Below are 25,469 nucleotides of genomic sequence, written 5' to 3' on the forward strand. Positions count from 1 at the left end.
GCCGGCCTTCAAGGCCGGCTTTTTTTCTTGGGTGCCCCGTCGCCGGGGCGACCGTAGCCTTAATGATGCCCGGAGAACGGGATCATGCGACGCAAGATGGACGGGTGATGCGGCCAACCCTTGTCCTTCAGATACGGATGCTGCGGGTAGTTGGCTGCCAATACCTTGTCGGTCTGTGCGGCCAGCTTGTCGCGACCCAGCTTGCTGTAGGCATTGGCCAGGATGGCCAGCGCATCGCCGGCCTGAGGCGCCTGCTGATAGTGCTCGATCACGTACTTGGCGCGATGCGCGGCGGCCACGTAGGCCTTGGTGCGCAGGTAGAATTCGGCCACGTTGATCTCGAACTGGGCCAGGCCGTTGCGCAGGAAGATCATGCGCTGACGTGCATCCGGGGCGTACTTGCTGCCCGGGAAGCGACGGGTGAGCTGGCTGAAGTCGTCAAACGCCTTCAGGCGGAAGCCCTGGTCACGTCGCGACTTGTCACGCGAGACGAAGCGCTCGACGAAGCCGGAGGTGCGATCAAAGTTGATCAGACCGCGCAGATAATAGGCATAGTCGATATGCTTGTTGGTCGGATAGGTGCGGATAAAGCGGTCGATGGTCGAGTAGGCGTCGTCCGGCTTGTTGTCCTTGTACTGGGCATAGGCCAGATCAATCTGCGACTGCTCGTTGTACTTGCCTGACGGGAAGCGCGCGATGAGGCGCTGGAACTCCTGTTCGGCCGCACCATAGTTGTGGTTGCGCAATGACTGGGTGCCCTTGGCGTAGAGCTTGGCCACCGGCAGCGTGTCCAGTTGGTTGCGCGAATTGAAGCTGGCGCACGCCGAGAGAACGGCGGCCAGGGCGATGAGAAATAGCAGCTTGGCAACACGCATGTGAGAATTTTAGATGCTTGAGCGAACAGTCATGATAGCCCAAACCGGCATGGTGCCGGGGAGGGAGCGATGAACGAGATACACCACCGGGTCGAAGTACCCCTGGAAGCGGCCGGTCGCAGGTTGGACCAGGCCCTGGCAGCGATGTTCCCCGATTACTCGCGATCGCGCCTGACGGCGTGGATCCGCGACGGCCTTGTGACCCTGGATGAGGCCACGGTCGCGCCCAAACACCTGCTGCATGGCGGCGAGGTGGTGGAGATTCGCGTGCAGCCTGAGCCTGAGGTCGAGATGCTGCCCCAGGCCATCGAGCTGGATGTGCGCTACCGCGACGAACACCTGCTGGTGATCAACAAGCCGGCCGGGCTGGTGGTGCATCCGGGCGCCGGCAATGCCTCGGGTACGCTGCAGAACGCCTTGCTGCATCTGGATCCGGAGCTGGCGCACCTGCCGCGCGCAGGGATCGTGCATCGCCTGGACAAGGATACTTCCGGCCTGATGGTGATCGCCCGCTCGCTGGCCGCACACACCAAGTTGGTGGACATGCTGTCGCGCCACGACGTGCATCGCCAGTACGAGGCGGTGGTGCGTGCGCCGATGGTGGCCGGCGGCACGGTGGATGCACCGTTGGGGCGGCATCCGGTCGATCGCCTTCGTCAGGCCGTGCGTGACGAGCGCAACGGCAAGCGTGCAGTCACGCATTACCGCCTGCGCGAGCGCTTTCGCGCCCACACCGTGGTGCAGTGCCAGCTGGAAACCGGGCGCACGCATCAGATTCGCGTGCACATGGCGCATATCGGCCATCCGCTGGTCGGCGATCCGTTGTACGGCGGCCATTTGCGCCTGCCGCGCTCGGCGACGCCGGCACTGGTCGACACCCTGCAAGGATTCAGGCGTCAGGCGCTGCATGCCGAACAGCTGGCCTTCGAGCATCCGGTCAGTGGCGAGGCGATGCATTTCGAGGTCCAGCGGCCCGATGACATGAGCGCGTTGATCAACGCCCTGCGTGCCGATCACGAGCAGCACGCATGAGCCAGCTCGAGCCGTGGCTGATCCCCGACTGGTCGGCGCCGCGTGGCGTCGGTGCCGCCGTGACCACGCGTCACGGGCCGGGCTCGTCGGCGCCACCGTTCGAGCGCTTCAACCTGGGCACGAGTGCCGGCGATCATGCCGATACCGTGCAGGCCAACCGCGAGGCGCTGGCGCAGGGCTTGGGCCTGCCCTCGGCGCCGCGCTGGTTGCGCCAGGTGCATGGCACCCGGGTGGCCCAGCTGGGCCCGCTGGCGGGCGAGGTGGTGCCCGAAGCCGATGCCGCGGTCAGCCATGTGCCGGGCACCGTGCTGGCCATCCTTACCGCCGATTGCCTGCCGGTGCTGTTGTGCGCCGAAGACGGCTCGGAAATCGGCGCCGCGCACGCCGGCTGGCGCGGGTTGGCCGGCGGCGTGCTGGAAGCGACGCTGGCGGCCATGCATACGCCGGCATCGCGGGTGCGGGCCTGGCTGGGCCCGTGCATCGGGGCGGCCTCGTATGAAATTGGTGCCGAGGTGCGCGAGGCGTTCGTGCGCGATCGGCCCGACGCCGCCTGCGCATTCACGCCAAGCCGCCCCGGACACTGGCTGGCCGACTTGCCGCTGCTGGCTCGCCAGCGCCTGCAAATGGCGGGTGTGACCCACATTTCCGGCGCCCAGATCGACACCTTCATCGACACGCGCTTTTACTCCTACCGGCGCGATGGCACGCGCAGTGGCCGTTTTGCCAGCCTAATCTGGTTGTCTGCGACTTAAGTGGCAGCTACGTCACGGGCCGCCGATGGCATGCGGGGGTGATGCCCCGCATCGTCCGGTGCGGCCGCTTCCGTTCCAAGGTTTATTGCATGAGCGAACATTCGCATTCGGCGCGGCTTTCGCGCTCCATCGTTGCCGTCATGGCCACGGCGACCGGTTTGGCCGTGGCGTCCAACTATTACGCCCAGCCTCTGCTGGATACCATCGCCCGTCAGTTTGACATGTCCAGCACCGCGGCTGGCACGCTGATCACCGCCGGTCAGGCCGGCTACGCCATTGGCCTGATGTTGCTGGTACCGCTGGGCGACCTGTTCGAAAAGCGCCGGTTGATCGTGCTGATGACGGTGCTGTCGGCCATCGGCTTGGTGATCAGTGGCGCGGCACCAACGGTCTGGGTGCTGTTTGCCGGCACCGCGCTGACCGGCCTGTTCGTGGTGGTGGCGCAACTGCTGGTGCCCTTTGCGGCGACGCTGGCCGCCGACCACGAGCGTGGCCGCGTGGTCGGTACGGTCATGAGCGGACTGCTGATCGGCATCCTGTTGGCACGCACCGCCGCCGGCGCGCTGGCGCTGGTGGGCGGCTGGCGCACCATCTACTTTGTCGCCGCCGGCCTGATGCTGATCTGTGCGCTGGTGCTGTGGCGCATGTTGCCGCGCCATCATTCGCATGCCGGTATGCGCTATCCGCGCCTGCTGCTGTCGGTGCTCAAGCTGTTTGTCGAGGAGCCGCTGCTGCGTGCGCGGGCGGCGATCGGCGGCCTGCTGTTCGCCGCTTTCAGTGTGCTTTGGACCTCCCTGGCCTTCCTGCTGGCACGCCCGCCCTACCATTATCACGACAGCGTGATCGGCCTGTTCGGTCTGGTCGGTGCTGCCGGCGCGCTGGCCGCCAGCGCCGCCGGGCGTCTGGCCGATCACGGCCGCACCCGCTGGAGTACGCTGATCGGCTTGGCACTGCTGGCGTTGTCATGGGTGGCCATCGACATGGGCAGTCATAGTCTTGCCGCACTGATCATCGGCATTGTGGTGCTGGACCTGGCCGTGCAGGGCGTGCACGTGACCAATCAGGGCCTGATCTATAGTCTGGACGCGCGGGCACGCAATCGCCTGACCTCGGCCTACATGACCTGCTACTTCCTGGGTGGTGCATTCGGCTCGCTGGTCTCGGGCATGGCCTTCAGCTGGGCGGGCTGGCGGGGCGTGTGCCTGACCGGCGGCGCGATCAGCGTGGCGGCCCTGGTGCTGGGCCTGTTGTTCGGACAGAGCGGCGCGCCAAAGAAGGATGGCCACTGAGCGCTGTCCGGCTACAGCAGCGGGTCGGTCAACGCGGCCAGGCGGTCGTAAAGCTTGGTGTGCCAGGGGCGGGCCTTCCAGTCGGCCAGCGTGTAGCGGCGCGCGTGGGCAATGTCCTGATCGACCACCTGCGTCATGTGCCGGGCGAAGCCGGCGTTGTAGACGTTGAGATTGACCTCGTCGTTGAGCTTGAACGAGCGGTTGTCGAAATTGGCCGAGCCGACGATGGTCAGGTAGTGATCGACGATCATCATCTTGCAGTGAAACTTGGACGGCTGATACCGATACAGCTGAGCGCCGGCCTTCAGCATCGGGCCCCATGAGTGCTTGGAGGCACCCAGCACGAAGCCGGCGTCGTCCTTGCCGGGCAGCACGATGCGCACCTTCACGCCGCGGGCGATGGCCCGCTTGAGCGCGCGAATGGTCAGCCGGTCGGGCACAAAGTAGGCCGCCTCCAGGTCGATCGACTGACGCGCACCGTCAATCGCCATCAGGTACATCAGCTGCATGTTCTCGCTGCCACCTTCAGGCGAGCTGGAGAACACCTGCGCATCCATATCGCCCCGCCGCTTGAGCAGCGGATAGTCGTGTGGGCCCAGCAGTACGTGGCCGGTGGTGGTGATCCAGTTGTCTTCGAACACCGCCTGTAGTTGCGCGGCGGCAGGCCCGGTGACGCGGAACTGCATGTCGCGCCAGTGCCCCTTGCTGCGCGCCTCACCACCCCAAGAGTCGGCGATACCTACCCCGCCGGTGAAGGCCACTTTGCCGTCAACAATCAGCAGGCGCCGGTGTGTACGGTTGTTGAGGCGGTCGATGTCGTACCAGTGCAATGGGTGGAAGTATTCGAATTTGACACCGCCAGCACGCAGTTGGCGAACTACCTTGTCATCCAGGTTGCGCGCGCCGATCCAATCGGCCAGCACATGTACCTTTACGCCAGCGCGGGCGCGCGAGGTCAGTGCATCGACAAACTTGTGCATCACGTGACCGGACCAGAAGATGTAGGCCTCCATGTTGATGCTGTACTGCGCGTGGTCGATGGCATCGAGCATGGCCGGGAAAATGTGCTTGCCATTTTGCAGGTCGGTCACCTGATTGCCCGAGTGCACCGCCTCGCCCAGCACGCTGGCCACCTCGTGGCGAAACTGCGTGCTGTGCACGGCGTCGATGCCTTGCAGGGGGCGCGAAAGCTGTTTTTCCTGGGGCAGCAGGTTCATTACCAGCAGCGTGATCACCAGCGTCAGGATAATGCCGGCCAGCAGGTAGCCTGAGCGGATGAGCAGACGGTGGCGGACACGCATATTCGAAAGCACAAAATATGGCGGGCCTCAAAGAGCCCTCGAGTCCGGCAGCATGCCAGTGTGCGGGTCCATGTCTCGTGATCGGGTGTCTTGCGCTTGTGGACGTGCCGCATACGCCAGGCACTTGCCAAGCGCAGCCATATATGTTTGACCATTGCTTGAATCCGCGTGCCGGGGACCGCACATCGCAGTGCAGCGGCGGCAACTGACCGCCATGTGAATCCAAGTGGGGAATCATCATCATGCGAATGGACAAACTCACTTCGCGCTTCCAGCAGGCGCTGGCCGACGCACAGTCGCTGGCGGTGGGGCGCGACAACAACATGTTGGAACCGGTGCACGTGCTGGTTGCGCTGCTCGATCAGCAGGGTGGCTCGGCCGGCCCCTTGCTGTCGCACGCCGGCGTCAACGTGCCGGCACTGCGCCAGCGCCTGGGCGAAATCCTGGAGCGCCTGCCTACGGTGAAGGGTCAGGAAGGCACCATCAACATGGGCAGCGAGCTGGGCCGCGTGCTCAACCTCACCGACAAACTGGCCCAGCAGCGCGGCGATCAGTTCATCGCCAGCGAGCTGTTCGTGCGTGCCTGTGTCGAGGAAAAGGGCGAGGTCGGCAACGCGCTGGCCAAGGCCGGCGCCACCAAGGCCAATATCGACGCGGCCATCGAAGCCATGCGCGGTGGCGAGTCGGTGCAGAGCGAAGGCGCCGAGGATCAGCGCCAGGCGTTGTCCAAATACACCATCGACCTGACCGAGCGTGCCGAGAGCGGCAAGCTTGATCCGGTGATCGGCCGCGACGAGGAAATTCGCCGCACCATCCAGGTGTTGCAGCGACGTACCAAGAACAACCCGGTGCTGATCGGCGAGCCGGGCGTGGGCAAGACCGCCATTGTCGAAGGCCTGGCCCAGCGCATCATCAACGGCGAAGTGCCCGAGGGTCTGCGCGACCGGCGTGTGCTCAGCCTGGACATGGGCGCATTGATCGCCGGCGCCAAGTTCCGTGGCGAATTCGAAGAGCGCCTCAAAGCCGTGCTCAAGGATCTGTCCAAGCAGGAAGGCCGCGTCATCCTGTTCATCGACGAGCTTCACACCATGGTCGGCGCCGGCAAGGGCGACGGTGCCATGGATGCCGGCAACATGTTGAAGCCGGCGCTGGCGCGCGGCGAACTGCATTGCATCGGCGCCACCACCCTGGACGAATATCGCCAGTATGTGGAAAAGGACGCCGCGCTGGAGCGCCGCTTCCAGAAGGTGTTCGTTGGCGAGCCCAGCGTGGAGGACACCATTGCCATCCTGCGCGGCCTCAAGGAGCGCTACGCCGTGCATCACGGCGTGGAGATCACCGACCCGGCCATCGTCGCCGCGGCCACGCTGTCCAATCGCTACATCACCGACCGCCAGCTGCCGGACAAGGCCATCGACCTGATGGACGAAGCGGCCAGCCGCATCCGCATGGAGATCGACTCCAAGCCGGAAGAGCTCGATCGCCTGGAGCGCCGGCTGATCCAGCAGAAGATCCAGCGCGAGATGCTGAAGAAGGAAAAGGACGATGCCTCGCGGCAGCGTCTGGCCGATCTGGAAGCGGAAATCGCCACGCAGGAGCGTGAGTTCGCCGATCTGAACGAGGTCTGGAAATCAGAGAAGGCCGCGCTGCAAGGGGCGACCAAGATCAAGGAGCAGATCGAACGCGCACGTCTGGAGCTGGAGTCGGCGCAGCGCCATCAGGACTACGGCAAGATGAGCGAGATCCAGTACGGTCGTCTGCCGGAACTGGAAAAGCAGCTGGCCGCCGCGCAGGCCGCCGAACAGCAGGACTTCAAGCTGGTGCAGGACCGCGTCACCGAGGAGGAGATTGCCGAGGTGGTCAGCCGCTGGACCGGCATTCCGGTATCCAAGATGCTCGAAGGCGAGCGCGAGAAACTGCTGCACATGGAGCAGGCGCTGCATGAGCGCGTGGTTGGCCAGGACGAGGCGGTGACCGCCGTGTCCGATGCCATCCGCCGCGCGCGTGCCGGACTTTCCGACCCCAATCGCCCGTACGGTTCGTTCCTGTTCCTGGGGCCTACGGGCGTTGGCAAGACCGAGCTGTGCAAGGCGCTGGCCGGCTTCCTGTTCGATACCGAGGAAGCGATGGTGCGCATCGACATGAGCGAGTTCATGGAGAAGCACTCCGTGGCGCGCCTGATCGGTGCCCCGCCGGGCTATGTCGGCTACGAGGAAGGCGGCTATCTGACCGAGGCGGTGCGTCGGCGCCCCTACAGCGTGATCCTGCTCGATGAGGTCGAGAAGGCGCATCCGGATGTGTTCAACATCCTGCTACAGGTGCTCGACGACGGCCGCCTGACCGACGGCCAGGGCCGTACGGTGGACTTCCGCAATACGGTCATCGTGATGACATCGAACCTGGGCTCGCAGCTTATCCAGGAAATGGACGGTGATGATTCGGAGCAGGCCTACACGCAGATGAAGGCCTCGGTGATGGGTGTGGTGCAAGGGCATTTCCGGCCCGAGTTCATCAACCGCCTGGACGAACTGGTGGTGTTCCGCCCACTGCAGAAGGCCCAGATCCGCGCCATCGCGCGTATCCAGCTGGCCTATCTGGACAAGCGTCTGGCCGAGCGTCAGCTCAAGCTGGAGGTCAGTGATGCGGCGTTGGACATGCTGGCCTCGGTGGGCTTTGATCCGGTCTACGGCGCGCGGCCGTTGAAGCGTGCGATCCAGCAGCAGTTGGAGAATCCGCTGGCCCAGCGCATTCTGGCTGGAACCTTCAGCGCAGGCGAAACCATCGAGGTCGATGCCCATGGCAGCCAGCTGAATTTTCGCAGCGTCTGACCCACCTGGCATTAAAAAAGCCCCGGCGCACGCGTCGGGGCTTTCTTGTGCTGAGGTGGTCAAGGCGCCTGAAACAGGGCCTTGGCGCCATGCGGTGCGCTGCGCAGATACTGAGGCGGTGCCGTCACCGTATCGCCCAGCTCGGCGGCCGCGTGCCAGGGCCAGCGCGGGTTGTAGAGCATGGCGCGGGCCAGGGCAACGGCATCGGCGCAACCCTCGGCCAGAATCTGCTCGGCTTGTGCAGGCTCGGTGATAAGGCCGACGGCGATCACCGGCATCGCCACCTCGGTCTTGATGGCCTGGGCAAACGGCACCTGGTAGTTGGGGCCGGCGGCGATCTGCTGCTGCGGGGTCAGGCCGCCGCTGGAAACATGGATAAAGTGACAACCGCGCGCATCCAGCGCCTTGGCCAGCGCGATGCTCTGTTCCAGATCCCAGCCGCCTTCGGCCCAGTCGGTGGCCGAGATGCGCATGCCGACGCTGACACGCTCGGACACGGCTTCGCGGGTGGCATCGAACACGCGCAGCGCCAGCCGCATGCGATTGGCCAGGCTGCCACCGTAGGCGTCGCGACGCGCGTTGCTCAGCGGTGACAAAAACTGGTGCAGCAGATAGCCGTGGGCGCCGTGGATCTCGATCAGATCCAGGCCCAGGCGATCGGCACGTCGCGCGGCCTGCGCAAAGGCATCGACCACCGCATCGATATCCGCCTCGCTCATGGCCACCGGGGCGGGCGTGCCCGGCTCGAAGGGCTGGTCACTGGCGCTGATGGTCTGCCAGCCATCAGGGTGACTTGATGCGATCACACCGCCGCCATCCCAGGGGCGCTGCGTGGACGCCTTGCGTCCGGCGTGGGCCAGCTGAATGCCCAGCGGGATATCGGCCATGCCGCGCACCGAGGTCAGTACCTTGGCCAGTGCGCGTTCGTTGGCATCGCGGTAAAGGCCAAGGTCGGCGAAGGTGATGCGCCCGCGCGATTCCACCGCGGTCGCCTCCAGTATCAGCAATCCGGCGCCGGAGATGGCCAGCTGCCCCAGATGCATCAGATGCCAGTCGCTGGCGTTGCTGTCGTCGGCCGAATACTGGCACATCGGCGCGACCACGATGCGGTTGCGAAGATCAAGCGGCCCCAGCGACAGGGGCGAGAACAGCTGGCTCACAGGCGAATTTCCTTGGCATCAAAGGGTGACGACAGACCCCTTCAGGTGCGGACACCGCCGCGGCGATGCAAGCACGCCGCGACCTTGGTCGGAGTGCCGCGGGGGGCTAGAGGCGCGTGCCGGTGTGCGGGTGGTGGCCGGCGTGATCGTCTTCATCGCTGTCGTCATCGGCCATGGCAGTGGTCGCTTCCATGTCGTCTTCGGCAAAGGCGCCTTCGCCGCCGTCCCCGGCCCAGGCCGCTTCGGCGCCTTGTTCCTCGTGCTCGCCTTCCAGACCAGGCAGCATTTCGAACGCGGCCGGCGTGGTGCGCATCATCGGCATGAACTGGCTATCCTCGTTGAGCTCGCGGTGACGGACCTGGTAGCGGTAGCCGGCATACAGCGCCAGCAGGCCCTCGGTCACGGCAAACCAGGCGAACAGCGCCCACGGCGCGATCGTCGACATCAGCACGCCGGCGATCAGCGGACCGATCGCCGAGCCCAGCCCGTTGAGCAGCAGCACCGAGCTGGAGGCCGAGACCAGGTCCTCTGGAGGCAGGTGGTCGAGCAGATGTGCGACCACGATGGGATAGATGGCAAAGGACATGCCACCGAAAACGAAAATGGCAAGATAGGGCCCAAACGGCACGTAGGTCAGCAGCGGCGCCATCGCGGCGATGCCCGCCGCCAGCCCACAGGTGACCATCAGTGCCAGGCGCCGGTCGTGGCGGTCGGAAAGACGCCCCAGCGGCCACTGCATCACCGCGCCGCCCAGAATCGCCACACTCATGTAGGTACCGACCTGGTCGGCCGCAAAGCCCTGCCGTGTGACGTAGACCGGCGCCAGGCCCCAGAACGCGCCCATCGTCAGACCGGACAGCAGCGCGCCGGCCCCGGCGCTGGGCGCGGCACGGAACAGTCGGCGCAGTTCCAGGCGTGGCCGTGGTTGCAGCACCGGCTGGATCATGCGCGTCAGCAGCACTGGCATGGTCGCCGCGCAGATCAATAGCGCGACCACGGTAAACAGCACGAACGCCTTGGGGCTATCCAGATGCAGCAACTGCTGCGCGGCGGCCAAGGCGCCCAGATTCACCACCATGTAGGTGGCAAATACGGTGCCGCGCTGCTCCGGTGAGGCGGTGGCATTGAGCCAGCTCTCTATCACCGTATACAGAATCACCAGTGCCATGCCGGCCAACAGCCGCAGCACCACCCACAACCATGGGTTGGCGTCGATGGCGTGCAGCAGCACCACGCAGGCGCAGCAGGCCGCGCAAAAGGCAAAGGCACGGATGTGGCCAATGCGGCGGATCAGCGGCGTGGCGGCATAAGTGCCAAGGAAAAAGCCGATGAAGTAGGCCGACGTCAGCGTGCCGAGCAGGGTATCGGAGAAGCCCAGTGTGCTGCCACGCAGGGGAATCAGCGTGTTGAGCAGGCCGGCGCCCAGCAGAAGCAGGGCGACACCGGCCAGCAGCGAGGCAATGGGTCGGATCGTTCGGACCATGAGCGTCGAAATACGGGCGCGAGCGGCGGGCCGCGCGGGGTGGAGATGAAAAGGGCATGACCAAGCCAGGACAGGGGCGCCGATGCCGGGCGCCCCGATCACACTCTATGCTCAGCCGGCGGTTTCGCCAATGGCGGAAGAATCACCTTCCGTGGCTTCGACGGCATCGAGGAAGTCCTGACCCCAACGAGCCACATCGTAGTGCTGCACGATATCGAACAGCCCGCGCAGACGTCGGCAGGCCTCCTGCTTTTCCAGACTCAGTGCGTGCAGGCACACCTCGACCAGATCCTCGATATCGTGTGGATTGGTCAGCAGCGCGCCCTTCATCTCCGCGGCGGCGCCGGCAAACTCGGACAGCACCAGTACGCCACAGCCACCGGTGCTGCCCTGTACGGCGACAAATTCCTTGGCCACCAGATTCAGGCCATCGCGCAGCGGCGTGATCCACATCACGTCGGTCAGCGCGTAATAGGCCAGCAGCTCCTCGAACGGCAGCGGGCGGAAGAAGAATTGCAGTGGCGTCCAGCCCAGCCGCGAATAGCGGCCGTTGATGCGTCCAACCACTTGTTCGATCTGCGTCTGCAGCTGGCGATAGATGGTCATCTCCTTGGCTGCCGGCACGCAGATGCAGACCAGCGTTATTTCGCCATGCAGCTCCGGGGATCGCTCCAGCAGGCGCTCGAAGGCCTGCAGCTTCTGCAGCGTGCCCTTGGTGTAATCCAGGCGCTCGACCGACAGCAGCAGTTTCTGGCCGTTGAGTTCGTTGCGCAGGCGTTCGATGCGGCGCTTGGATTCATCCGTGTTGACCAGGCGCTCGGCGCGGCCCACATCCAGGCCCACCGGGTGGGCGCCCAGATGCACGCGGCGTCCACCAACATCAATGGCGGTGCTCATCTGGTCCAGGCCCACGGCGCAGCCGTAGCTTAAGAAGCGCGGCGCGCAGCTTTCCGATTCGAGCACTTCCACCGGTGCCACACCGCGTACCACGTCGACGAAGTTCTCCACCTGGCGCGGGATGTGAAAGCCCACATAGTCACATTGCAGCAGACTACCGATGATGGCGCGGCGCCACGGTACTACATTGAATACGTCGGCCGACGGGAAGTGCGTGTGATGGAAGAAGGCGATGCGCACATCCGGGCGCAGCTCGCGCAGGTACGCCGGCACCATCCACAGGTTGTAGTCGTGGATCCATACCGTGGCGCCTTCGGCGGCCTCCGCGGCGGCGCGCTCGGCGAAGGTGCGATTGACCTTGCAGAACACCTGCCAGTGATCCTCGCGGAATCGCGCGCGCTCCCAGAAGGTGTGCAGCAGCGGCCAGAACGCCTCCTTGGAAAAGCTCTTGTAGAAGATATCCACATCCTGCTTGCGCAGCGCCACGCGGGCGGCGGTCAGGTTGGGATATTGCTCGGCGTCGACCACCGTGTGGGTTTCAAAGTCACCCAGCTTGGGATCATGGATCGACCAGGCTACCCACGAACCCTTGCGGCCATCGGCGAAGAATGACAACAGGGTCGGAATGATGCCGTTGGGCGAGCGCGGCCGGCGGCGCTTGATAGTGCCTTTCTCCACCACCTCCTCGTAGGGCAGGCGGTGGTAGACCATGACCAGTTCGGCCTTGCCGGTTTCGTGGGCATCGGCGCTGGTGTCGAGTTGGGCCTCTTCCATCAGATTGAAGTGGCCCAGCGCCTCCAGGATGCCGCCGCAACCATGGCGGCTGGCATGCAGTACATCCTTGAAGTCGCGCGTGTGGTCGAGCAGGCGTTTTTCGGCGCGCCCCACACATACGCCGCGATAGCCTCGTCCGTACAGCGACTGATCGTTCATGGTGTCGCCGGAGACCAGCACCCGTTCATCGGGCAGGCCCAGATGGTTGATCAGCGCCTGCAGTGTGCTGCCCTTGTTGACGCCTTTGGGCAGAATATCCAGGTAGCGGTTGGCCGAATACAGAAGCTCGCAGCCCAGTTCCTCGACGGCCTCTTCCAGCGTCGGCGTGATCGCCTCCTCGTCGCAATAGAACGAGACGCGGCGTTCCTGCGGCACATCCTGCAGCAACAGTCCGTCGGCGTCGCCAATCGCCTGCAACACGGCCTGGTCGCCGGGCCAGCGCTCGACAATCTGGCCCTGCAGAGGTTCGACCGGATGGCAACTGTCGCCATAGACCACCGTCGCACCGACATCGCAGATGATGTAGTCCGGTTGTGGCAGGGTGGGGTCGGCCAGCAGCGGCAGCACCGCTTCCAGACCACGGCCGGTCACGTAGACCAGGGCAATGTCCTTGTTGCGGCTGAGCAGCTGATACAGCCGCATGCGATCTTCCGGCGCACCCGCCAGGAAGGTGCCGTCCAGATCGGTGGCCAACAAAAAGCGCGTATCGTTGGCAGCGCGCGCCTGATCTTTGGTGGTGCCGGCGGTGTCGGTGGTGACAGTCAAGAACAGCTCCTCGGTGCCTGTATGCACATGGGCGCCAGCCTGCCTCGCACGACGTGAGCGCAATGTGGCCGTGACCGGAGTCGGAGGCGACATGCCGAAGCATGTTGCAATGCCACACTACCTCGGTTGCCAAGCATGCCGAGCAGATATGCACGGCGACCGGGCGATGTCCCCAACTCCATTCAACATGGCGGTATGTGCTTGCTCCGACACGCCCCACGCGTGCGATACGGTCCAGCGGCCGTGGCGGAACGTCAGCGACACCCATACGATTATGGAATGGTGCTATGCAAGATAGCATACGGGGCCGAATGGATCGGCCCCGTATCCGTTGGGCGTTTGCCCAGGGTTTAGGTTGTGTGTCAGCGCTTACCAGTGCAGTGCTGCGGTCACGTAGTAATACGCGCCGGAGAAGCCGAACGGCGACGAGCTGGGGTAGGGCAGGATGCCGTGATAGTTGTTGGCGTCGCTGGATTTTTCCGGGTAGGCATTGTTGATGTCGTTGCCGCCCACGGTGAAGGTCCAGTCGTCCATGTGGTAGGCCACCGAGGCATCGAGCAGATAGCGCGCAGCGTAGGTCTGGTCGCTGGCCGAGGTGGAGCCGTAACTGGTCCACTGCCCGTAACGGGTGGCCTGACCATGGATCTGCCAGTTGCCCACGCTCCAGTTGGCCGAGAGGAAGGTCTTGGACTTGGGCGAGCCATCGGTGACGCGGCCCTGCTCGGTGCGGTCGATGATCGGCAGGGTCAGTCCGTTCAGGCCCAGCTGCGGCGGGTTGGCGGCGATCTTCTGGATGCTGGTTGCGTTGTGGTTGAAGCCGCCGGTCAGTTTCAGCGTCGAGCCGGTGAAGTGGATCGGGTAGCTGGCCACCAGGTCGACCCCGTCGGTGCGCGTGTCGATGGCGTTGGTGAAGAAGCGCCCGCCGCTGACAAACGGAATGCCGACCGAGGTCAGGTAGTTCTGCACATCGGTGCCGACCAGGTTGCCGGACAGGATGATGCGGTTGTCGATGTCGATGCGGTAGAAGTCCAGCGTCGCGTACAGCCCGTTGAGCGGCGTGAACACCAGGCCGGCACTGTAGTTGTGGGATTTCTCCGGCTTCAGCGCCTGTGCGCCCAGCGCCTGCGCGGCCGGATCGTCTACCGGGAAGGTGCGCACGGTGTAAGGCACCAGCTGGCCATCGGCGCCGGAGACGAAGTTGATGGCGGTGCTGGAGTAGTACTCCTGCTGCAGCGATGGCGCGCGGAAGCCGGTCGACACCGTGCCACGCAGCGCCAGCGTGTCGTTGAAGGCGTAGCGGCCCGAGGCCTTCCAGGAGGTGGTGTTGCCAAAATCGCTGTAGCGCTCGTGACGCACCGCCAGGCCGGCCGAGAAGTTGTAGGTGACATCGCCTTCCAGATCCACGTACTCGGCGGTGTCGTGGCGGTTGTGCGTGCCGGCATCCTCCGGCGTGTAACCGGGATAGACCTGCGCGCCGGCACCGGCGTACGAGGCCGCATCACCCTGCTTGATGGTGAACGACTGGTGGCGGTATTCCAGCCCCCAGGCCACAGTCACCGGGCTGGACAGGCCCATGTCCACGTTCTTGCTGAAGTCGGCGTTGAGCAGCTTGTCGCGATTGGTCAGCGTGCCGATGTAGAAGCCGGTCGGCGAATCGGGGTCCAGCGAATAGTTGTAGGTGTTGGAGGTATTGAGCTTCCAGTGGTTGCCGCCGGTATTGGCGCTGACATCGTAATGCCAGCCACTGGCCTCGCCACGGATGCCCAGCACTTCCGAATCGTCGCGGATGGAGCTGTTCTCGATCGGCAGGTAGCCGTTCGGATAGGTGGCCGCGGCACCGGGGTAGCTGTCGGCGTAGGTGGACAGCGAGCGGAAGAAGCCACCGGCGTGCACATCACGCTTGTTGAACAGACTGAAGCCGTACAACTGAGCGTGGTCGGTCAGGTCGTACTGGAAGTTGATCGCACCCTGCTTGGCCTTGGTTTCAGGCAGGCCGTAGTGGAAGGTCACCTGACCATAGGTGGGATCGCCCGGATAGCGCGTGTCGGGGCCGGCACGGTTGGTCGGGTCCTGCTTGGTGTAGTTGGCGCTCAAGTGTACCCAGCCCTTGCTGCCCAGGTTGAAGCCGCCGTCGGCGCCGCCCTGCCAGGTATCGCCGTCACCGCCGTCCCACTGGCCGCGGGTGACGTTCACCGAGCCATGCTCGGCGCCGCCCTTGAGGATGATGTTGATGACGCCGGCGATGGCGTCGGAGCCGTATTGCGCGGCCGCGCCATCGCGCAATACCTCAATGTGATCGATAGCATTTATGGGTATGGCATTGATGTCGACCGGCGATGAGCCGCGACCCAGCGAGCCGTTGACGTTGACGATGGAGGTGGTGTGCTGGCGCTTGCCGTTGATCAGCACCAGTGTTTCGTCCGGCGAGAGACCGCGCAGCTGGGCCGGTTGGGTAGCGTCGGTGGCATCGGTCACCGACGGCTGAGGAAAGTTGAACGACGGCAGCAGGGTGCGCAGCGCCGTGGCCAGGTTGGCCGCGCCGGTGTCCTTGAGGTCGGTCGGCGTCAGCACGTCGATCGGCGCCATGGAGTCGGCCTCGGTGCGGTTGAAGGCGCGCGTGCCGGTCACCACCACGGTCTTGATGGCGGTGGCATCCTTGGTGTCCTTGCTGCCGCTGTCCTGACCAAACGCCGGTGCGGCCAGCGCGGCGGTCAAGGCCGCGGCGAGGGCGGTACGGGTGATCCCGTTGTAATGGCTCATTGGTTTGCTCCCCAAAAGGCCGCGCCAGTGCGGCGGAAAAACCGGTGTGGTGACCGGGGTTTAACGAAATCCAAACTAGAGCCGCGCAGCCAGGCAGTCAACGAATGGAAACATGACCATTGGCGATATACTTCTCAGGAATAGTTCACAGCCGCGCTCTTGCTGCTTGACATTCGTGGCCCAGGCGCCATATTTCGCAGCCCGCTGCGCGCCATGGCGGCGCCCTCTGGAGAGAAGACCAATGCCCATCTACGCCTTCCAGTGCGAGGCCTGCGGCCACGCGTTCGATCGACTGCAGAAAATGTCCGATCCGGACCCGGCGGCCTGCCCTGAATGCGGCAAGGCCACGGTGCGCCGGCAGGTCACCGCACCTTCCTTTCGTCTGGCCGGCAGCGGCTGGTACGAGACCGATTTCAAGAAGGATGGCGACAAGAAGCGCAACCTGGCCGACAAGGGCGACGCGCCCAAGAGCGGCGGCAGTGACGCCGGTGCAGGCTCCACCGCCGCGTCAAGCGCGAGCAAGAGCGATTCCAGCGCCGCCTGAGGCGTGTGTGGGTTCGCCGGGCGCAGATTCATCGCCGGTTCGGCTGATGCCGGTTACCAAGGCTTCGCACATGACAAGCGCGGCGCACTGGGGCGCCTGGGGAGCTTTTGCATGAAAACCTCGTTGGCGGTATCAGCGATGCTTGCCTGTATGTTCGGTTTCGCCGTGAGCGTGCCAGTAGCCCATGCCAACCACGACCGGCCCGACGGCGGCGGCGAGCGGGTCGGCGGCACTGTGCGTTGCGGTAGCGTCGATCGCCACTACAACAGTTGCCGCGTGCGCTGGCCCGACGCGCGTCTGGTACGCCAGGAGTCCGATACGCGTTGCGTGCGTGGGCGCAACTGGGGGTTCCGTCGTGGTGAAATCTGGGTCGATCGCGGTTGCCGCGGACTGTTCGCGCCGGTTGCCACAGGTCGCGGCAGTTATGGCCGACCAAGTCACCGCCGCCCTGGGTCGCGATACGATCGTCCCGGCTGGCGCCGTGATATTCATCTAAGCTGTGGCAGCACCGATTATCGCTACGCTTTCTGCCGCGTTGATGTCGGTCGCGGCGATGTGAGGCTGGTGCGGCAGGAGTCCGATACGCGCTGCGTGCGCGGCCGCAACTGGGGTTGGAATCGCGCCGGTGTTTGGACCGACAACGGTTGCCGCGCGCGCTTTGTGATCCATCGCCGTTGAGTGGCGTGGCGTCAGGCGGTGCTCACCAGAAGCCGATGATGATGGCGGCGGTGAGCACCAGCACCACACCGGCCCAGGCCAGCACATCGCGCGGCACGCGCTTCAAACCATCACGCGCCAGCAGCGCAATGCGTGCGTCGTCGGCCGGCGGCTGATCGGACGCGCCCAGCACCTGCATCCAGCCCCAGGTGAAAAGCGCTGTCGCGGCGCAGACAATGCCGGCGATGATGGTGAAGTGGATGGCTATCCAGTTGGCTTCGCGCGCGATGAAGAAAAGCGCGCTGAACACGTGGCCGCAGATCAGCCCGCGCAAAGCGGCGCGGGCGCCCAGGCGGCGTGACCACAGTCCGAACAGGAACGTGGCCACCAGCGGCGAGGCGACGAACGCGAACACTTGCTGCAAGTAAGCCCACAGCCCTTGGAAGTGCTGGATCATCGGCGCCCACAGCGCGGCCAGCACGGTCACGATCATGGTGATGATGCGCCCGGTCCAGGCCAGTTTGGCCGGGCTCATGTCCGGTCGCCTGGGCTGCACGAAGTCGACCGTAATCAGCGTCGCCGCCGAATTGAGCGTGGCCGAACAGGTCGACATCAGCGCGGCGATCAGGCCGGCCAGAATCAGCCCGGTCAGTCCCGCCGGGGTGAACTTGGCGACCATGGTCGGGAATACCTGGTCGGCGTGATCGAGCCCGGGCAGCAGCACGCTGGCCATGGCGCCGGGCAGCGTCATCAAGAACAAGGGCAGCAACTTCAGGCCGGCGGCGATCACCGACGCGCGCCCGGCCGAGTTGATGTCGCGGGCGCCCAGGATGCGCTGCACCACGTACTGGTTCATGGTCCAGTAGTAGAAGCCGACGATTGGCAGCCCGGTCAAAAGCCCCAGCCACGGCACGCCCGGGTCATCGATGGGGCGGATCAGCGAGAGCTTGTCCGGGTGCACCGCGTGCACCACGTTGGCCCAGGAGTAATCGAACTTGCCGAACACGATGAAGGCCAGCGACGCCGAGCCGACCAGCAGCACGATGGCCTGCATCACATCGGTGTAGACCACTGCACGCAGGCCACCGGCAGCGGTGTACAGGCCGGTGAAGATGGCCACGATCAGGGTGGTTTCCCACAGCGTGAGGCCGGGGATGAAGGTGGTGATGATCAGCGCGCCGGCGTACAGGCTGCCGGCGGTGTCCAGCACAATGGAAAGAAACAGCGTCACCGCCGACAGATACTTGCGCAGGCGCGCATCGAAGCGCCGCTCCATCAGCTCGGGCATGGTGGTGACGCGGGCGCGCATCAGCACCGGCAACACGCATACGGCAGCGAAAATCAGCACCACGCCGGCCATCCATTCGTAGTTGGCCGCCGAGATGCCCGAGCGGTACGCCGCGCCGGGCAGGCCAATCAGCGTGTCGGAGGATACATTGGCGGCAAACAGCGAGAAGCCCACGGCCAGCGGGCCCAGCGTGCGCCCGGCCAGAAACAGGTCTTCGGAGGTGGTTTTGCCGCGCGCCACCCACAGACCGATGGCTGCAGTGATGGCGAAATACACGCCAATGGCGAGGTAATCGAACAGCTGCAGATGAACCATGATCCCCGGTCGGCATCGTCCTTGTCCGAGGATCGAGATAAGCATGCCTTGGGGCCGCGGTGCAAACCGGCGTCAGTGCGTCTGCGGCTCGCCCGACGGCCAGTCGTGGTAGCATTTCCGGTCTTTTCCAATGCCTTTCCCGCCCCGTGCGGTCCGGAGTTTCTAGCGCATGCGCACCCATCTTTGCGGCCTTATCGATGAATCCCTGGTCGACCAGACCGTCACCCTGTGCGGCTGGGTCAACACGCTTCGCCTGCAAAGCCACGTCGCCTTCGTGGACCTGCGCGACCACGAGGGCGTGGCGCAGGTGGTGATCGAGCGCGACAACGCCGAGGCGTTCGCGGTGGCCGGCGAGCTGGGCTACGAATACTGCGTGCGCGTCACCGGCCAGGTGCGCAAGCGTCTGTCGGCCAACGACAAGCTCAAGACCGGTACGGTCGAGCTTCTGGCCGAGAAGGTGGAGATTCTCAATGCCGCGAAGGATCTTCCGTTCGCGTTGCACGAGAATCCCAACGAGGAAATGCGCCTGACCTATCGTTATCTGGACCTGCGCCGTCCGCAGATGCAGCACATGATGCGCACGCGTACCAAGCTGGTGCGCGCGCTGCGCCGCTACCTGGACGAGGCGGAGTTTCAGGATATCGAAACGCCGATTCTGACCAAGGCCACGCCGGAAGGCGCGCGCGATTATCTGGTGCCCAGCCGCGTGCACGCTGGCGAGTTCTACGCGCTGCCGCAGTCGCCGCAGCTGTTCAAGCAGATCCTGATGATGGCCGGTTTCGACCGCTACTATCAGATTGCCCGCTGCTTCCGCGACGAAGACCTGCGCGCCGATCGCCAGCCGGAATTCACCCAGCTGGACATGGAGTTCGCCTTCGTCGAAGAGCGCGACGTGCAGGACTTTGTCGAAACCATGATCCGCAAGGTGTTCAAGGATGTGGTCGACGTCGAACTGGCCGAGCCGTTCCCGCGCATGACCTGGGACGAGGCCATGCGCCGCTTTGGTTCGGACAAGCCGGACCTGCGCCTGGATCTGGAGCTGGTCGATGTCGCCGAGGCGCTCAAGCAGGTGGAGTTCAAGGTATTTGCCGAGCCGGCCAACGACCCGCACGGCCGTGTCGCCGCACTGCGGGCGCCGGGCGGGGCGCGCTTCAGCCGCAAGGACATCGACGGACTGACCCAGTTCGTGGCCAAGTACGGTGCCAAGGGTCTGGCCTGGTTGCGTGTGGACGACATCAGCAAGGGCCGCGAGGGCATCAATTCGCCGATCGCCAAGTTCCTGGATGACACCGCGCTCAATGCGGTGCTGGCCGCCACAGGCGCGCAGAGCGGCGACATGGTGTTCATCGGTGCCGGTCGCTGGAACGTGGTCAGCGATTTCATGGGCGCGCTGCGCCTGAAGGTCGGCAAGGATCTGGAGCTGTTCGCCGACGGCTGGAAGCCGCTGTGGGTGACCGATTTCCCGATGTTCGAGTTCGACGAGGACGCGGGCCGCTACGTGGCCCTGCATCATCCGTTCACCGCGCCGAAGGTGGACGATGTGGAGCAGCTGGCAGCCGATCCCGGTCACGCGGTCAGCCGCGGCTACGACATGGTGCTCAATGGCGCCGAGATCGGCGGTGGCTCGATTCGTATCCATCGCCCGGACATGCAGAGCCAGGTGTTCGAGCTGTTGGGCATTGGCGCCGAGGAGGCCGAGGCCAAGTTCGGCTTCCTGCTGAAGGCGCTGAAGCTGGGCGCGCCGCCGCATGGTGGCATCGCCTTTGGTATCGACCGCATCGCCGCGCTGATGGCCGGTACCGAGTCGATCCGCGATGTGATCGCCTTCCCCAAGACCACCAGCGCTCAGGACCTGATGACCGACGCGCCGTCGCCAGTGATCGAGGAAACCCTGGCCGAGCTTCACGTGCGGGTGCGCGAGCAGGATACCCAGGCCTGATCCGGGCCGATGCTGACGGGGCGCCTTGAGCGCCCCGTTTGCGTTGGGCGGCCGGTTCAGCGCGAGTTTGGCAGTATCGATCCCTTGTTGTGCATGCCAAGAGAAACCGCCGGCGCCGACCGATGAGCCGACCGCCCGAATTGCCAGTCCCCGAACATGTGATCCTGCTGCACGGCCTGTGGATGCGCCGCATCGTGCTGGCGCCGCTGCGTGCGCGCTTGCGCGAGGCCGGCTTTGCCGCCAGCAGCTTCGATTACCAGAGCACCAGCCAGACCTCGACCGAGATCATGACCCGTTTGCGCCGGCATATGCAGGCGCTGGCCGGCACCGTGCACGTGGTGGCGCACAGTCTGGGCGGCCTGCTGGCGCTGCAGGCCTGTCGCGACGAGCACGGATTGCCGCCGGGACGGCTGGTGTGTCTGGGCTCGCCGCTATGCGGCAGCGCCGGCGCGCGCGGGCTGTCGCGTTGGGGCGCTTCGTGGTTGCTGGGCGAAAGCCGTGACATGCTCGAAGGCGGCGTGGCGCCGTGGTGCGGGCAGCGCGAGGTGGGCGTGATTGCCGGCACCACGCCAATTGGCCTGGGCGCGTTGTCGGAGGAGCTGGGAGCGCAGCACGACGGCTCGGTGGCGGTGGCCGAAACCCGCCTGGAGGGCATCACCGACCACTGCGTGGTCGAGGCCAATCACACCGGCCTTTTGTTTTCCACGGAGGTCGCCGAGCAGGTGGTCTCGTTCCTGCATGAAGGCCATTTCACCGCGGCACGCGCGGGAGGGGTCCGACGACCGCCGGCTTCTTGATAGAATCGCCCACTTATCTTCACCTCCATGTACTTTAAGAAGCGAAGCAGATCATGGCCGGTCATTCCAAGTGGGCGAACATCCAACACCGCAAAGGCAAGCAGGACGCCGCGCGCGGCAAGGTCTTCACCAAGCTGGTGCGCGAGATCACCGTGGCCGCGCGCATGGGCGGCGGCGATCCGTCGGCCAATCCACGCCTGCGCCTGGCCATGGACAAGGCGGTGGCCGCGTCCATGCCCAAGGACAACATCGAGCGCGCGGTAAAGAAGGCCACCGGTGAGCTGGAAGGCGTCAGCTACGAGGAAGTGCGCTACGAAGGCTACGCGCCGGGCGGCGTGGCAGTGATCGTCGAGTGCATGACCGACAACCGCAACCGCACCGTGGCCGAAGTGCGTCATGCCTTCACCAAGCTGGGTGGCAACATGGGCACCGACGGCTCGGTGGCCTACATGTTCAACCGCGTGGGTGTGCTCTCGTTCGCGCCCGGTGCCGACGAGGAAAAGATCACCGAGGTGGCCATCGAGGCCGGCGCCGAGGACGTGCGCGTGTTCGAGGACGATGGTTCCATCGAAGTGCTGACCGATGCCGATGACTTCCAGGCGGTGAGGGACGCCATGATCGCCGCCGGCGTCACCCCGGACGAGTCGGAGGTGACCATGCGCGCCGACAACGACATTGCCGTCGAGGGCGATACCGCCAAGAGCGTGGCCAAACTGCTGGACTGGCTGGACGAGCTGGATGACACCCAGAACGTCTATTCCAACGCCGACCTGCCGGCCGACGCCTACGAGTAAGCCGCGGATGCGGCGGCCTGCCGGGTCGTCACGCCGTGCCTTGCATCCATCGCCTGCCGCCATGACCGACACCGTCAGCCTTACCAGCGCGCCGGCCGCCGTGCGCATCCTGGGCATTGATCCGGGCAGCCAGCGTACCGGCGTGGGCATCGTCGATGTCGACGCGCGCGGACGCATCACGCATGTGCACCATCAGGCGCTGGCCGTGTCCACGGGCGGCGCCGACTTCCCCGAGCGCCTGAAACGCATCTTCGAGGGCCTGTGTGCGATCATGGACGAATACGCCCCGGCCGAGACCTCGGTCGAGCGCGTGTTCATGGCGCGCAATGCCGACTCGGCACTGAAACTGGGTCAGGCACGTGGCGCGGCCATCTGTGCCGCGGTGGTTCGGGGGATGATCGTGCACGAGTATTCGCCATCGGAGGTCAAGCAGGCCGTGGTCGGCAGCGGCCGCGCCGACAAGACCCAGGTGCAACACATGGTGGCTGCCATGCTGGGCCTGAAGGGCCCGTTGCAGGCCGATGCCGCCGATGCGCTGGCGATGGCCATCACCCACGCCCATACCCGCGCCAGCACGGCGCGCGTGGGTATTCCGCGGGCCGCCTGGAGGCGGCGCCGATGATCGATTTCACCGGGCGCAGCGCGATGCGCCTCACCCTATTGATGGAGCACGCAGCATGATCGGTCGCCTGCGCGGCACGCTCGCCTCCAAGCAGCCCCCGTGGCTGCTGATCGACGTCAACGGCATCGGCTACGAGGTCGAGGCGCCGATGTCGACCATCTACGAACTGCCAGCCACCGGCAAGGACGTCACCCTGCTCACCCATTACGCGGTGAAGGAAGACGCCGTGGCGCTGTACGGGTTCATTCACGAGTCCGAGCGCAGCCTGTTCCGCAGTCTGCTCAAGGTCAGCGGCATCGGCGCCAAGATCGCGCTGGCGGTGCTGTCGGGTGTCTCGACGCAGGAATTTGCGCGCCTGGTGCAGAGCGGTGACATCGCCGCGCTGACCAAGATACCGGGCATCGGCAAGAAAACCGCCGAGCGCATCGTGCTGGAGCTGCGCGATCGCGTCGACGGCCTGGGCACGGCGCTGCCGGGCATGGCCGCTGGTGGCGGCGATGCCATGCCCGCCGACGCGGCCGGCGAAGCCACCGTGGCGCTGCAGCAGCTCGGTTACAAGCCGCCCGAGGCGGCGCGACTGGTCAAGAAAGTGGCCGACGAAGGCGACTCGGCCGAGTCCATCATTCGCAAGGCGCTGCGCGCCGCCCTGGGCGGCTGAGCGCGTCGGAGAACGTTCATGAGCCAAGACAACGCCTCTGCAAACGAGTCATCCCAGGAACACGCGCTGCACGGCAGCATGATGGCGCTGATTCTGGGCGCCATCGGTGTGGTGTTCGGCGATATCGGCACCAGCCCGCTGTACACCATGCAGGAAGTGTTTCTGCCCGAGTACGGCCTGAAACCCATGCACAGCACGGTGCTGGGCGTGCTGTCGCTGATCACCTGGGGTCTTATCACCGTGGTCGCGGTGAAGTACGTCTCGCTGGTGATGCGCGCGGACAACCGCGGCGAGGGCGGCATCATGGCGCTGATGACCATGGCCCAGCGCGCAGTCGGAAGTTCGGTACGCATGCGCCGGCTGGTGATGCTGATGGCGCTGCTGGGCGCGGCGCTGTTCTTTGGCGATGGCGTGATCACGCCATCGATCTCGGTGCTGTCGGCGGTCGAGGGTCTGGAAGTGGTGGCGCCGCATCTGGAGCACTTCGTGGTGCCGATTGCGGTGGTTGTGCTGCTGGGCCTGTTCTGGCTGCAACGCCACGGCACGGCCAAGGTCGGTGCGCTGTTCGGGCCGGTCTGTGTGGTCTGGTTCACCGCGCTGGCGGCGATCGGCGTATGGAACATCATGCAGGCGCCGGAGGTGCTCAAAGCCCTCAACCCGGTCTACGCGGTGCACTTTTTCTTCGTGCACGGACCAATCGCCTTCATCGCGCTGGGCGCGGTAGTGCTGTGCGTGACCGGTGCCGAGGCGCTGTACACCGACATGGGCCACTTCGGTCGTGCGCCGATCCGCAGGGCCTGGTTCTTCTTCGTGATGCCGGCGCTGTTGCTCAATTACTACGGCCAGGGTGGCTTGCTGCTGCATCATCCGGAAGCCATTGCCAATCCGTTCTATCACGCGGTGCCGGATTGGGCGCGTTATCCGATGATCGCGCTGGCCACGGCGGCGGCGGTGATTGCCTCGCAGGCGGTGATTTCCGGCGCCTTCTCGGTGACCCGCCAGGCCATCCAGCTGGGGTTCGTGCCGCGCATGCAGGTGGTGCACACCTCGCGCGAGGCCATCGGCCACATCTTTCTGCCGTGGGTCAATCGCATGCTGATGGTGGCGGTGCTGGCCACGGTCATCAGCTTCGGCTCGTCCAAGGCACTGGGCGGCGCCTACGGCATTGCCGTGACCGGCACCATGGCCATCGACACGCTGCTGGTGATGACCGTCGCCAAGCGGCTGTGGAACTGGCACTGGCTGGTGGTGCTTCCGGCCGGCGCGGTGCTGCTGACGGTGGACCTGGCCTTCTTCGGCGCCAACTCGCTGAAGATTCCCGACGGCGGCTGGTTCCCGCTGGTGCTGGGCCTGTGCCTGTTCACGGTGATGACCACCTGGCGCCGCGGCCGCGAGCTGGTGGTGCGCGAGATCAAGCAGGGCGGCCTGGCGCTGCAGCCGTTCATCGAGAACATTACCGAGCATCCGCCGGTGCGCGTGCCGGGCACGGCGGTGTTCCTTACCGCCAACCAGTCGGCGGTGCCGCACGCCATGCTGCACAACCTCAAGCACAACAAGGTGCTGCACGAGCGCAATGTGCTGCTGACCGCCGAGACGCTGGAAACGCCGGTGGCCGACGACGAGGAGCGCATCGAGATCAACGATCTGGGCGGCGAGTTCTATTCGCTGACCCTGCGCTTTGGTTTTGCCGAAGATCCGAACATCCCGGTGGCGCTGTCGCAGTGCGGCGCGCGCGGTCTGGACTTCGACCTGATGGACACCACGTTCTTCCTCTCGCGCGAGACCATCGTCGCCGACGCGCGCCGCCCCGGCATGCCGCTGTGGCGCGACAAGCTGTTCGCCTTCCTCTCGCGCAACGCACTGCCGGCCACCGCCTTCTTCGAGATTCCCGGCAACCGCCTGATCGAACTCGGCGCGCAGGTGGAAATTTAGGAGTGAG

At 65.2% G+C, this 25,469-nt stretch carries 19 protein-coding genes; 12 read left to right on the top strand and 7 right to left on the bottom strand.

All coding sequences use genetic code 11. The features are described from left to right. Positions 1-59 precede the first annotated feature (59 nt). Positions 60-875: an outer membrane protein assembly factor BamD gene (locus HBF24_RS04560; RefSeq protein WP_167169620.1), complete on the bottom strand. Its 816-nt coding sequence runs from the start codon at positions 873-875 to the stop codon at positions 60-62. 69 nt (positions 876-944) lie between these two features. On the opposite strand from HBF24_RS04560, the gene rluD reads away from it, so the two are divergent. The 3 genes from rluD to HBF24_RS04575 all read left to right on the top strand — a co-directional run bounded on the left by rluD (position 945) and on the right by HBF24_RS04575 (position 3,948). After that, complete coding sequence (gene rluD / locus HBF24_RS04565; protein ID WP_167169623.1) at positions 945-1,907, top strand: 23S rRNA pseudouridine(1911/1915/1917) synthase RluD; 963 nt, start codon at positions 945-947, stop codon at positions 1,905-1,907. Continuing rightward, entirely contained in the window at positions 1,904-2,659 is a 756-nt protein-coding gene (pgeF, locus tag HBF24_RS04570; RefSeq protein WP_167169626.1) for a peptidoglycan editing factor PgeF, read from the top strand. The genes rluD and pgeF overlap by 4 nt, the downstream gene beginning before the upstream one ends. Before the next feature lie 89 nt (positions 2,660-2,748). Beyond that, positions 2,749-3,948, top strand: a complete 1,200-nt coding sequence (locus HBF24_RS04575; protein WP_167169629.1) for an MFS transporter — start codon at positions 2,749-2,751, stop codon at positions 3,946-3,948. Between the two features lie 11 nt (positions 3,949-3,959). Here the strand turns inward: HBF24_RS04575 and HBF24_RS04580 are convergent, their stop codons facing one another. Next, the gene (locus HBF24_RS04580; RefSeq protein WP_167169632.1) at positions 3,960-5,249 is read right to left on the bottom strand and encodes a phospholipase D-like domain-containing protein; all 1,290 of its coding nucleotides are present in this window, start codon (positions 5,247-5,249) and stop codon (positions 3,960-3,962) included. A gap of 242 nt (positions 5,250-5,491) precedes the next feature. Here HBF24_RS04580 and clpB point away from each other — a divergent pair, with 242 nt between their 5' ends. After that, positions 5,492-8,077, top strand: coding sequence for an ATP-dependent chaperone ClpB (clpB, locus tag HBF24_RS04585; protein ID WP_167169635.1), 2,586 nt, complete (start codon positions 5,492-5,494; stop codon positions 8,075-8,077). 59 nt (positions 8,078-8,136) lie between these two features. Here clpB and HBF24_RS04590 read toward each other — a convergent pair whose 3' ends face one another. The 4 genes from HBF24_RS04590 to HBF24_RS04605 form a co-directional block, all read right to left on the bottom strand. Further along, positions 8,137-9,237, bottom strand: a complete 1,101-nt coding sequence (locus tag HBF24_RS04590; RefSeq protein ID WP_167169638.1) for an NADH:flavin oxidoreductase/NADH oxidase — start codon at positions 9,235-9,237, stop codon at positions 8,137-8,139. A gap of 106 nt (positions 9,238-9,343) precedes the next feature. Beyond that, positions 9,344-10,708 carry an MFS transporter gene (locus HBF24_RS04595; protein WP_167170073.1) on the bottom strand — a complete coding sequence of 455 codons (1,365 nt, stop codon included), beginning with the start codon at positions 10,706-10,708 and terminating at the stop codon, positions 9,344-9,346. Positions 10,709-10,831: 123 nt separating this feature from the next. Next, positions 10,832-13,156 (bottom strand): glucosylglycerol-phosphate synthase, encoded by a 2,325-nt coding sequence (gene ggpS, locus HBF24_RS04600; protein WP_240922191.1) that lies wholly within the window; start codon positions 13,154-13,156, stop codon positions 10,832-10,834. Positions 13,157-13,525: 369 nt separating this feature from the next. Beyond that, complete coding sequence (locus tag HBF24_RS04605; protein ID WP_167169643.1) at positions 13,526-15,916, bottom strand: TonB-dependent receptor; 2,391 nt, start codon at positions 15,914-15,916, stop codon at positions 13,526-13,528. Between the two features lie 241 nt (positions 15,917-16,157). Here HBF24_RS04605 and HBF24_RS04610 point away from each other — a divergent pair, with 241 nt between their 5' ends. Both HBF24_RS04610 and HBF24_RS04615 read left to right on the top strand, forming a co-directional pair. Beyond that, on the top strand, positions 16,158-16,460 hold the full coding sequence (locus tag HBF24_RS04610; protein WP_167169646.1) for a zinc ribbon domain-containing protein: 303 nt from the start codon (positions 16,158-16,160) through the stop codon (positions 16,458-16,460). A 111-nt stretch (positions 16,461-16,571) separates the two neighbouring features. Continuing rightward, positions 16,572-17,138 (top strand): DUF3011 domain-containing protein, encoded by a 567-nt coding sequence (locus tag HBF24_RS04615; RefSeq protein ID WP_240922193.1) that lies wholly within the window; start codon positions 16,572-16,574, stop codon positions 17,136-17,138. 22 nt (positions 17,139-17,160) lie between these two features. On the opposite strand, the gene HBF24_RS04620 is transcribed toward HBF24_RS04615, so the two are convergent. Then, on the bottom strand, positions 17,161-18,720 hold the full coding sequence (locus HBF24_RS04620) for a sodium/solute symporter (protein ID WP_167169649.1): 1,560 nt from the start codon (positions 18,718-18,720) through the stop codon (positions 17,161-17,163). A gap of 169 nt (positions 18,721-18,889) precedes the next feature. Between HBF24_RS04620 and aspS the strand changes: the two genes are divergently transcribed. The 6 genes from aspS (at position 18,890) to HBF24_RS04650 (ending at position 25,462) form a co-directional block, all read left to right on the top strand. Beyond that, positions 18,890-20,659: an aspartate--tRNA ligase gene (aspS, locus tag HBF24_RS04625; protein WP_167169652.1), complete on the top strand. Its 1,770-nt coding sequence runs from the start codon at positions 18,890-18,892 to the stop codon at positions 20,657-20,659. A gap of 122 nt (positions 20,660-20,781) precedes the next feature. Then, the gene (locus HBF24_RS04630) at positions 20,782-21,456 is read left to right on the top strand and encodes an alpha/beta hydrolase (RefSeq protein WP_167169654.1); all 675 of its coding nucleotides are present in this window, start codon (positions 20,782-20,784) and stop codon (positions 21,454-21,456) included. Positions 21,457-21,509: 53 nt separating this feature from the next. Continuing rightward, a complete protein-coding gene (locus tag HBF24_RS04635) occupies positions 21,510-22,250 on the top strand; it encodes a YebC/PmpR family DNA-binding transcriptional regulator (RefSeq protein WP_167169657.1) in 741 nt (246 codons plus the stop codon). Positions 22,251-22,311: 61 nt separating this feature from the next. Next, positions 22,312-22,872: a crossover junction endodeoxyribonuclease RuvC gene (gene ruvC, locus HBF24_RS04640; RefSeq protein ID WP_206064179.1), complete on the top strand. Its 561-nt coding sequence runs from the start codon at positions 22,312-22,314 to the stop codon at positions 22,870-22,872. 55 nt (positions 22,873-22,927) lie between these two features. Next, entirely contained in the window at positions 22,928-23,530 is a 603-nt protein-coding gene (gene ruvA, locus HBF24_RS04645) for a Holliday junction branch migration protein RuvA (protein WP_167169660.1), read from the top strand. 78 nt (positions 23,531-23,608) lie between these two features. Further along, on the top strand, positions 23,609-25,462 hold the full coding sequence (locus HBF24_RS04650; protein ID WP_240922243.1) for a potassium transporter Kup: 1,854 nt from the start codon (positions 23,609-23,611) through the stop codon (positions 25,460-25,462). Positions 25,463-25,469: the final 7 nt, after the last annotated feature.

Source organism: Oleiagrimonas sp. C23AA (genome assembly GCF_011759385.1).
Classification (GTDB): domain Bacteria; phylum Pseudomonadota; class Gammaproteobacteria; order Xanthomonadales; family Rhodanobacteraceae; genus Oleiagrimonas.

Bases quoted from the DNA above. Each gene is read 5' to 3' on its own strand.
- HBF24_RS04575 (WP_167169629.1), top strand. From the start codon at position 2,749: ATGAGCGAACATTCGCATTCGGCGCGGCTTTCGCGCTCCATCGTTGCC.
- HBF24_RS04605 (WP_167169643.1), bottom strand. From the start codon at position 15,916: ATGAGCCATTACAACGGGATCACCCGTACCGCCCTCGCCGCGGCCTTG.
- HBF24_RS04650 (WP_240922243.1), top strand. From the start codon at position 23,609: ATGATGGCGCTGATTCTGGGCGCCATCGGTGTGGTGTTCGGCGATATC.
- HBF24_RS04580 (WP_167169632.1), bottom strand. From the start codon at position 5,249: ATGCGTGTCCGCCACCGTCTGCTCATCCGCTCAGGCTACCTGCTGGCC.
- HBF24_RS04615 (WP_240922193.1), top strand. From the start codon at position 16,572: ATGAAAACCTCGTTGGCGGTATCAGCGATGCTTGCCTGTATGTTCGGT.
- pgeF (WP_167169626.1), top strand. From the start codon at position 1,904: ATGAGCCAGCTCGAGCCGTGGCTGATCCCCGACTGGTCGGCGCCGCGT.
- HBF24_RS04635 (WP_167169657.1), top strand. From the start codon at position 21,510: ATGGCCGGTCATTCCAAGTGGGCGAACATCCAACACCGCAAAGGCAAG.
- aspS (WP_167169652.1), top strand. From the start codon at position 18,890: ATGCGCACCCATCTTTGCGGCCTTATCGATGAATCCCTGGTCGACCAG.
- HBF24_RS04610 (WP_167169646.1), top strand. From the start codon at position 16,158: ATGCCCATCTACGCCTTCCAGTGCGAGGCCTGCGGCCACGCGTTCGAT.
- HBF24_RS04560 (WP_167169620.1), bottom strand. From the start codon at position 875: ATGCGTGTTGCCAAGCTGCTATTTCTCATCGCCCTGGCCGCCGTTCTC.
- ruvA (WP_167169660.1), top strand. From the start codon at position 22,928: ATGATCGGTCGCCTGCGCGGCACGCTCGCCTCCAAGCAGCCCCCGTGG.
- rluD (WP_167169623.1), top strand. From the start codon at position 945: ATGAACGAGATACACCACCGGGTCGAAGTACCCCTGGAAGCGGCCGGT.
- HBF24_RS04620 (WP_167169649.1), bottom strand. From the start codon at position 18,720: ATGGTTCATCTGCAGCTGTTCGATTACCTCGCCATTGGCGTGTATTTC.
- HBF24_RS04630 (WP_167169654.1), top strand. From the start codon at position 20,782: ATGAGCCGACCGCCCGAATTGCCAGTCCCCGAACATGTGATCCTGCTG.
- ruvC (WP_206064179.1), top strand. From the start codon at position 22,312: ATGACCGACACCGTCAGCCTTACCAGCGCGCCGGCCGCCGTGCGCATC.
- clpB (WP_167169635.1), top strand. From the start codon at position 5,492: ATGCGAATGGACAAACTCACTTCGCGCTTCCAGCAGGCGCTGGCCGAC.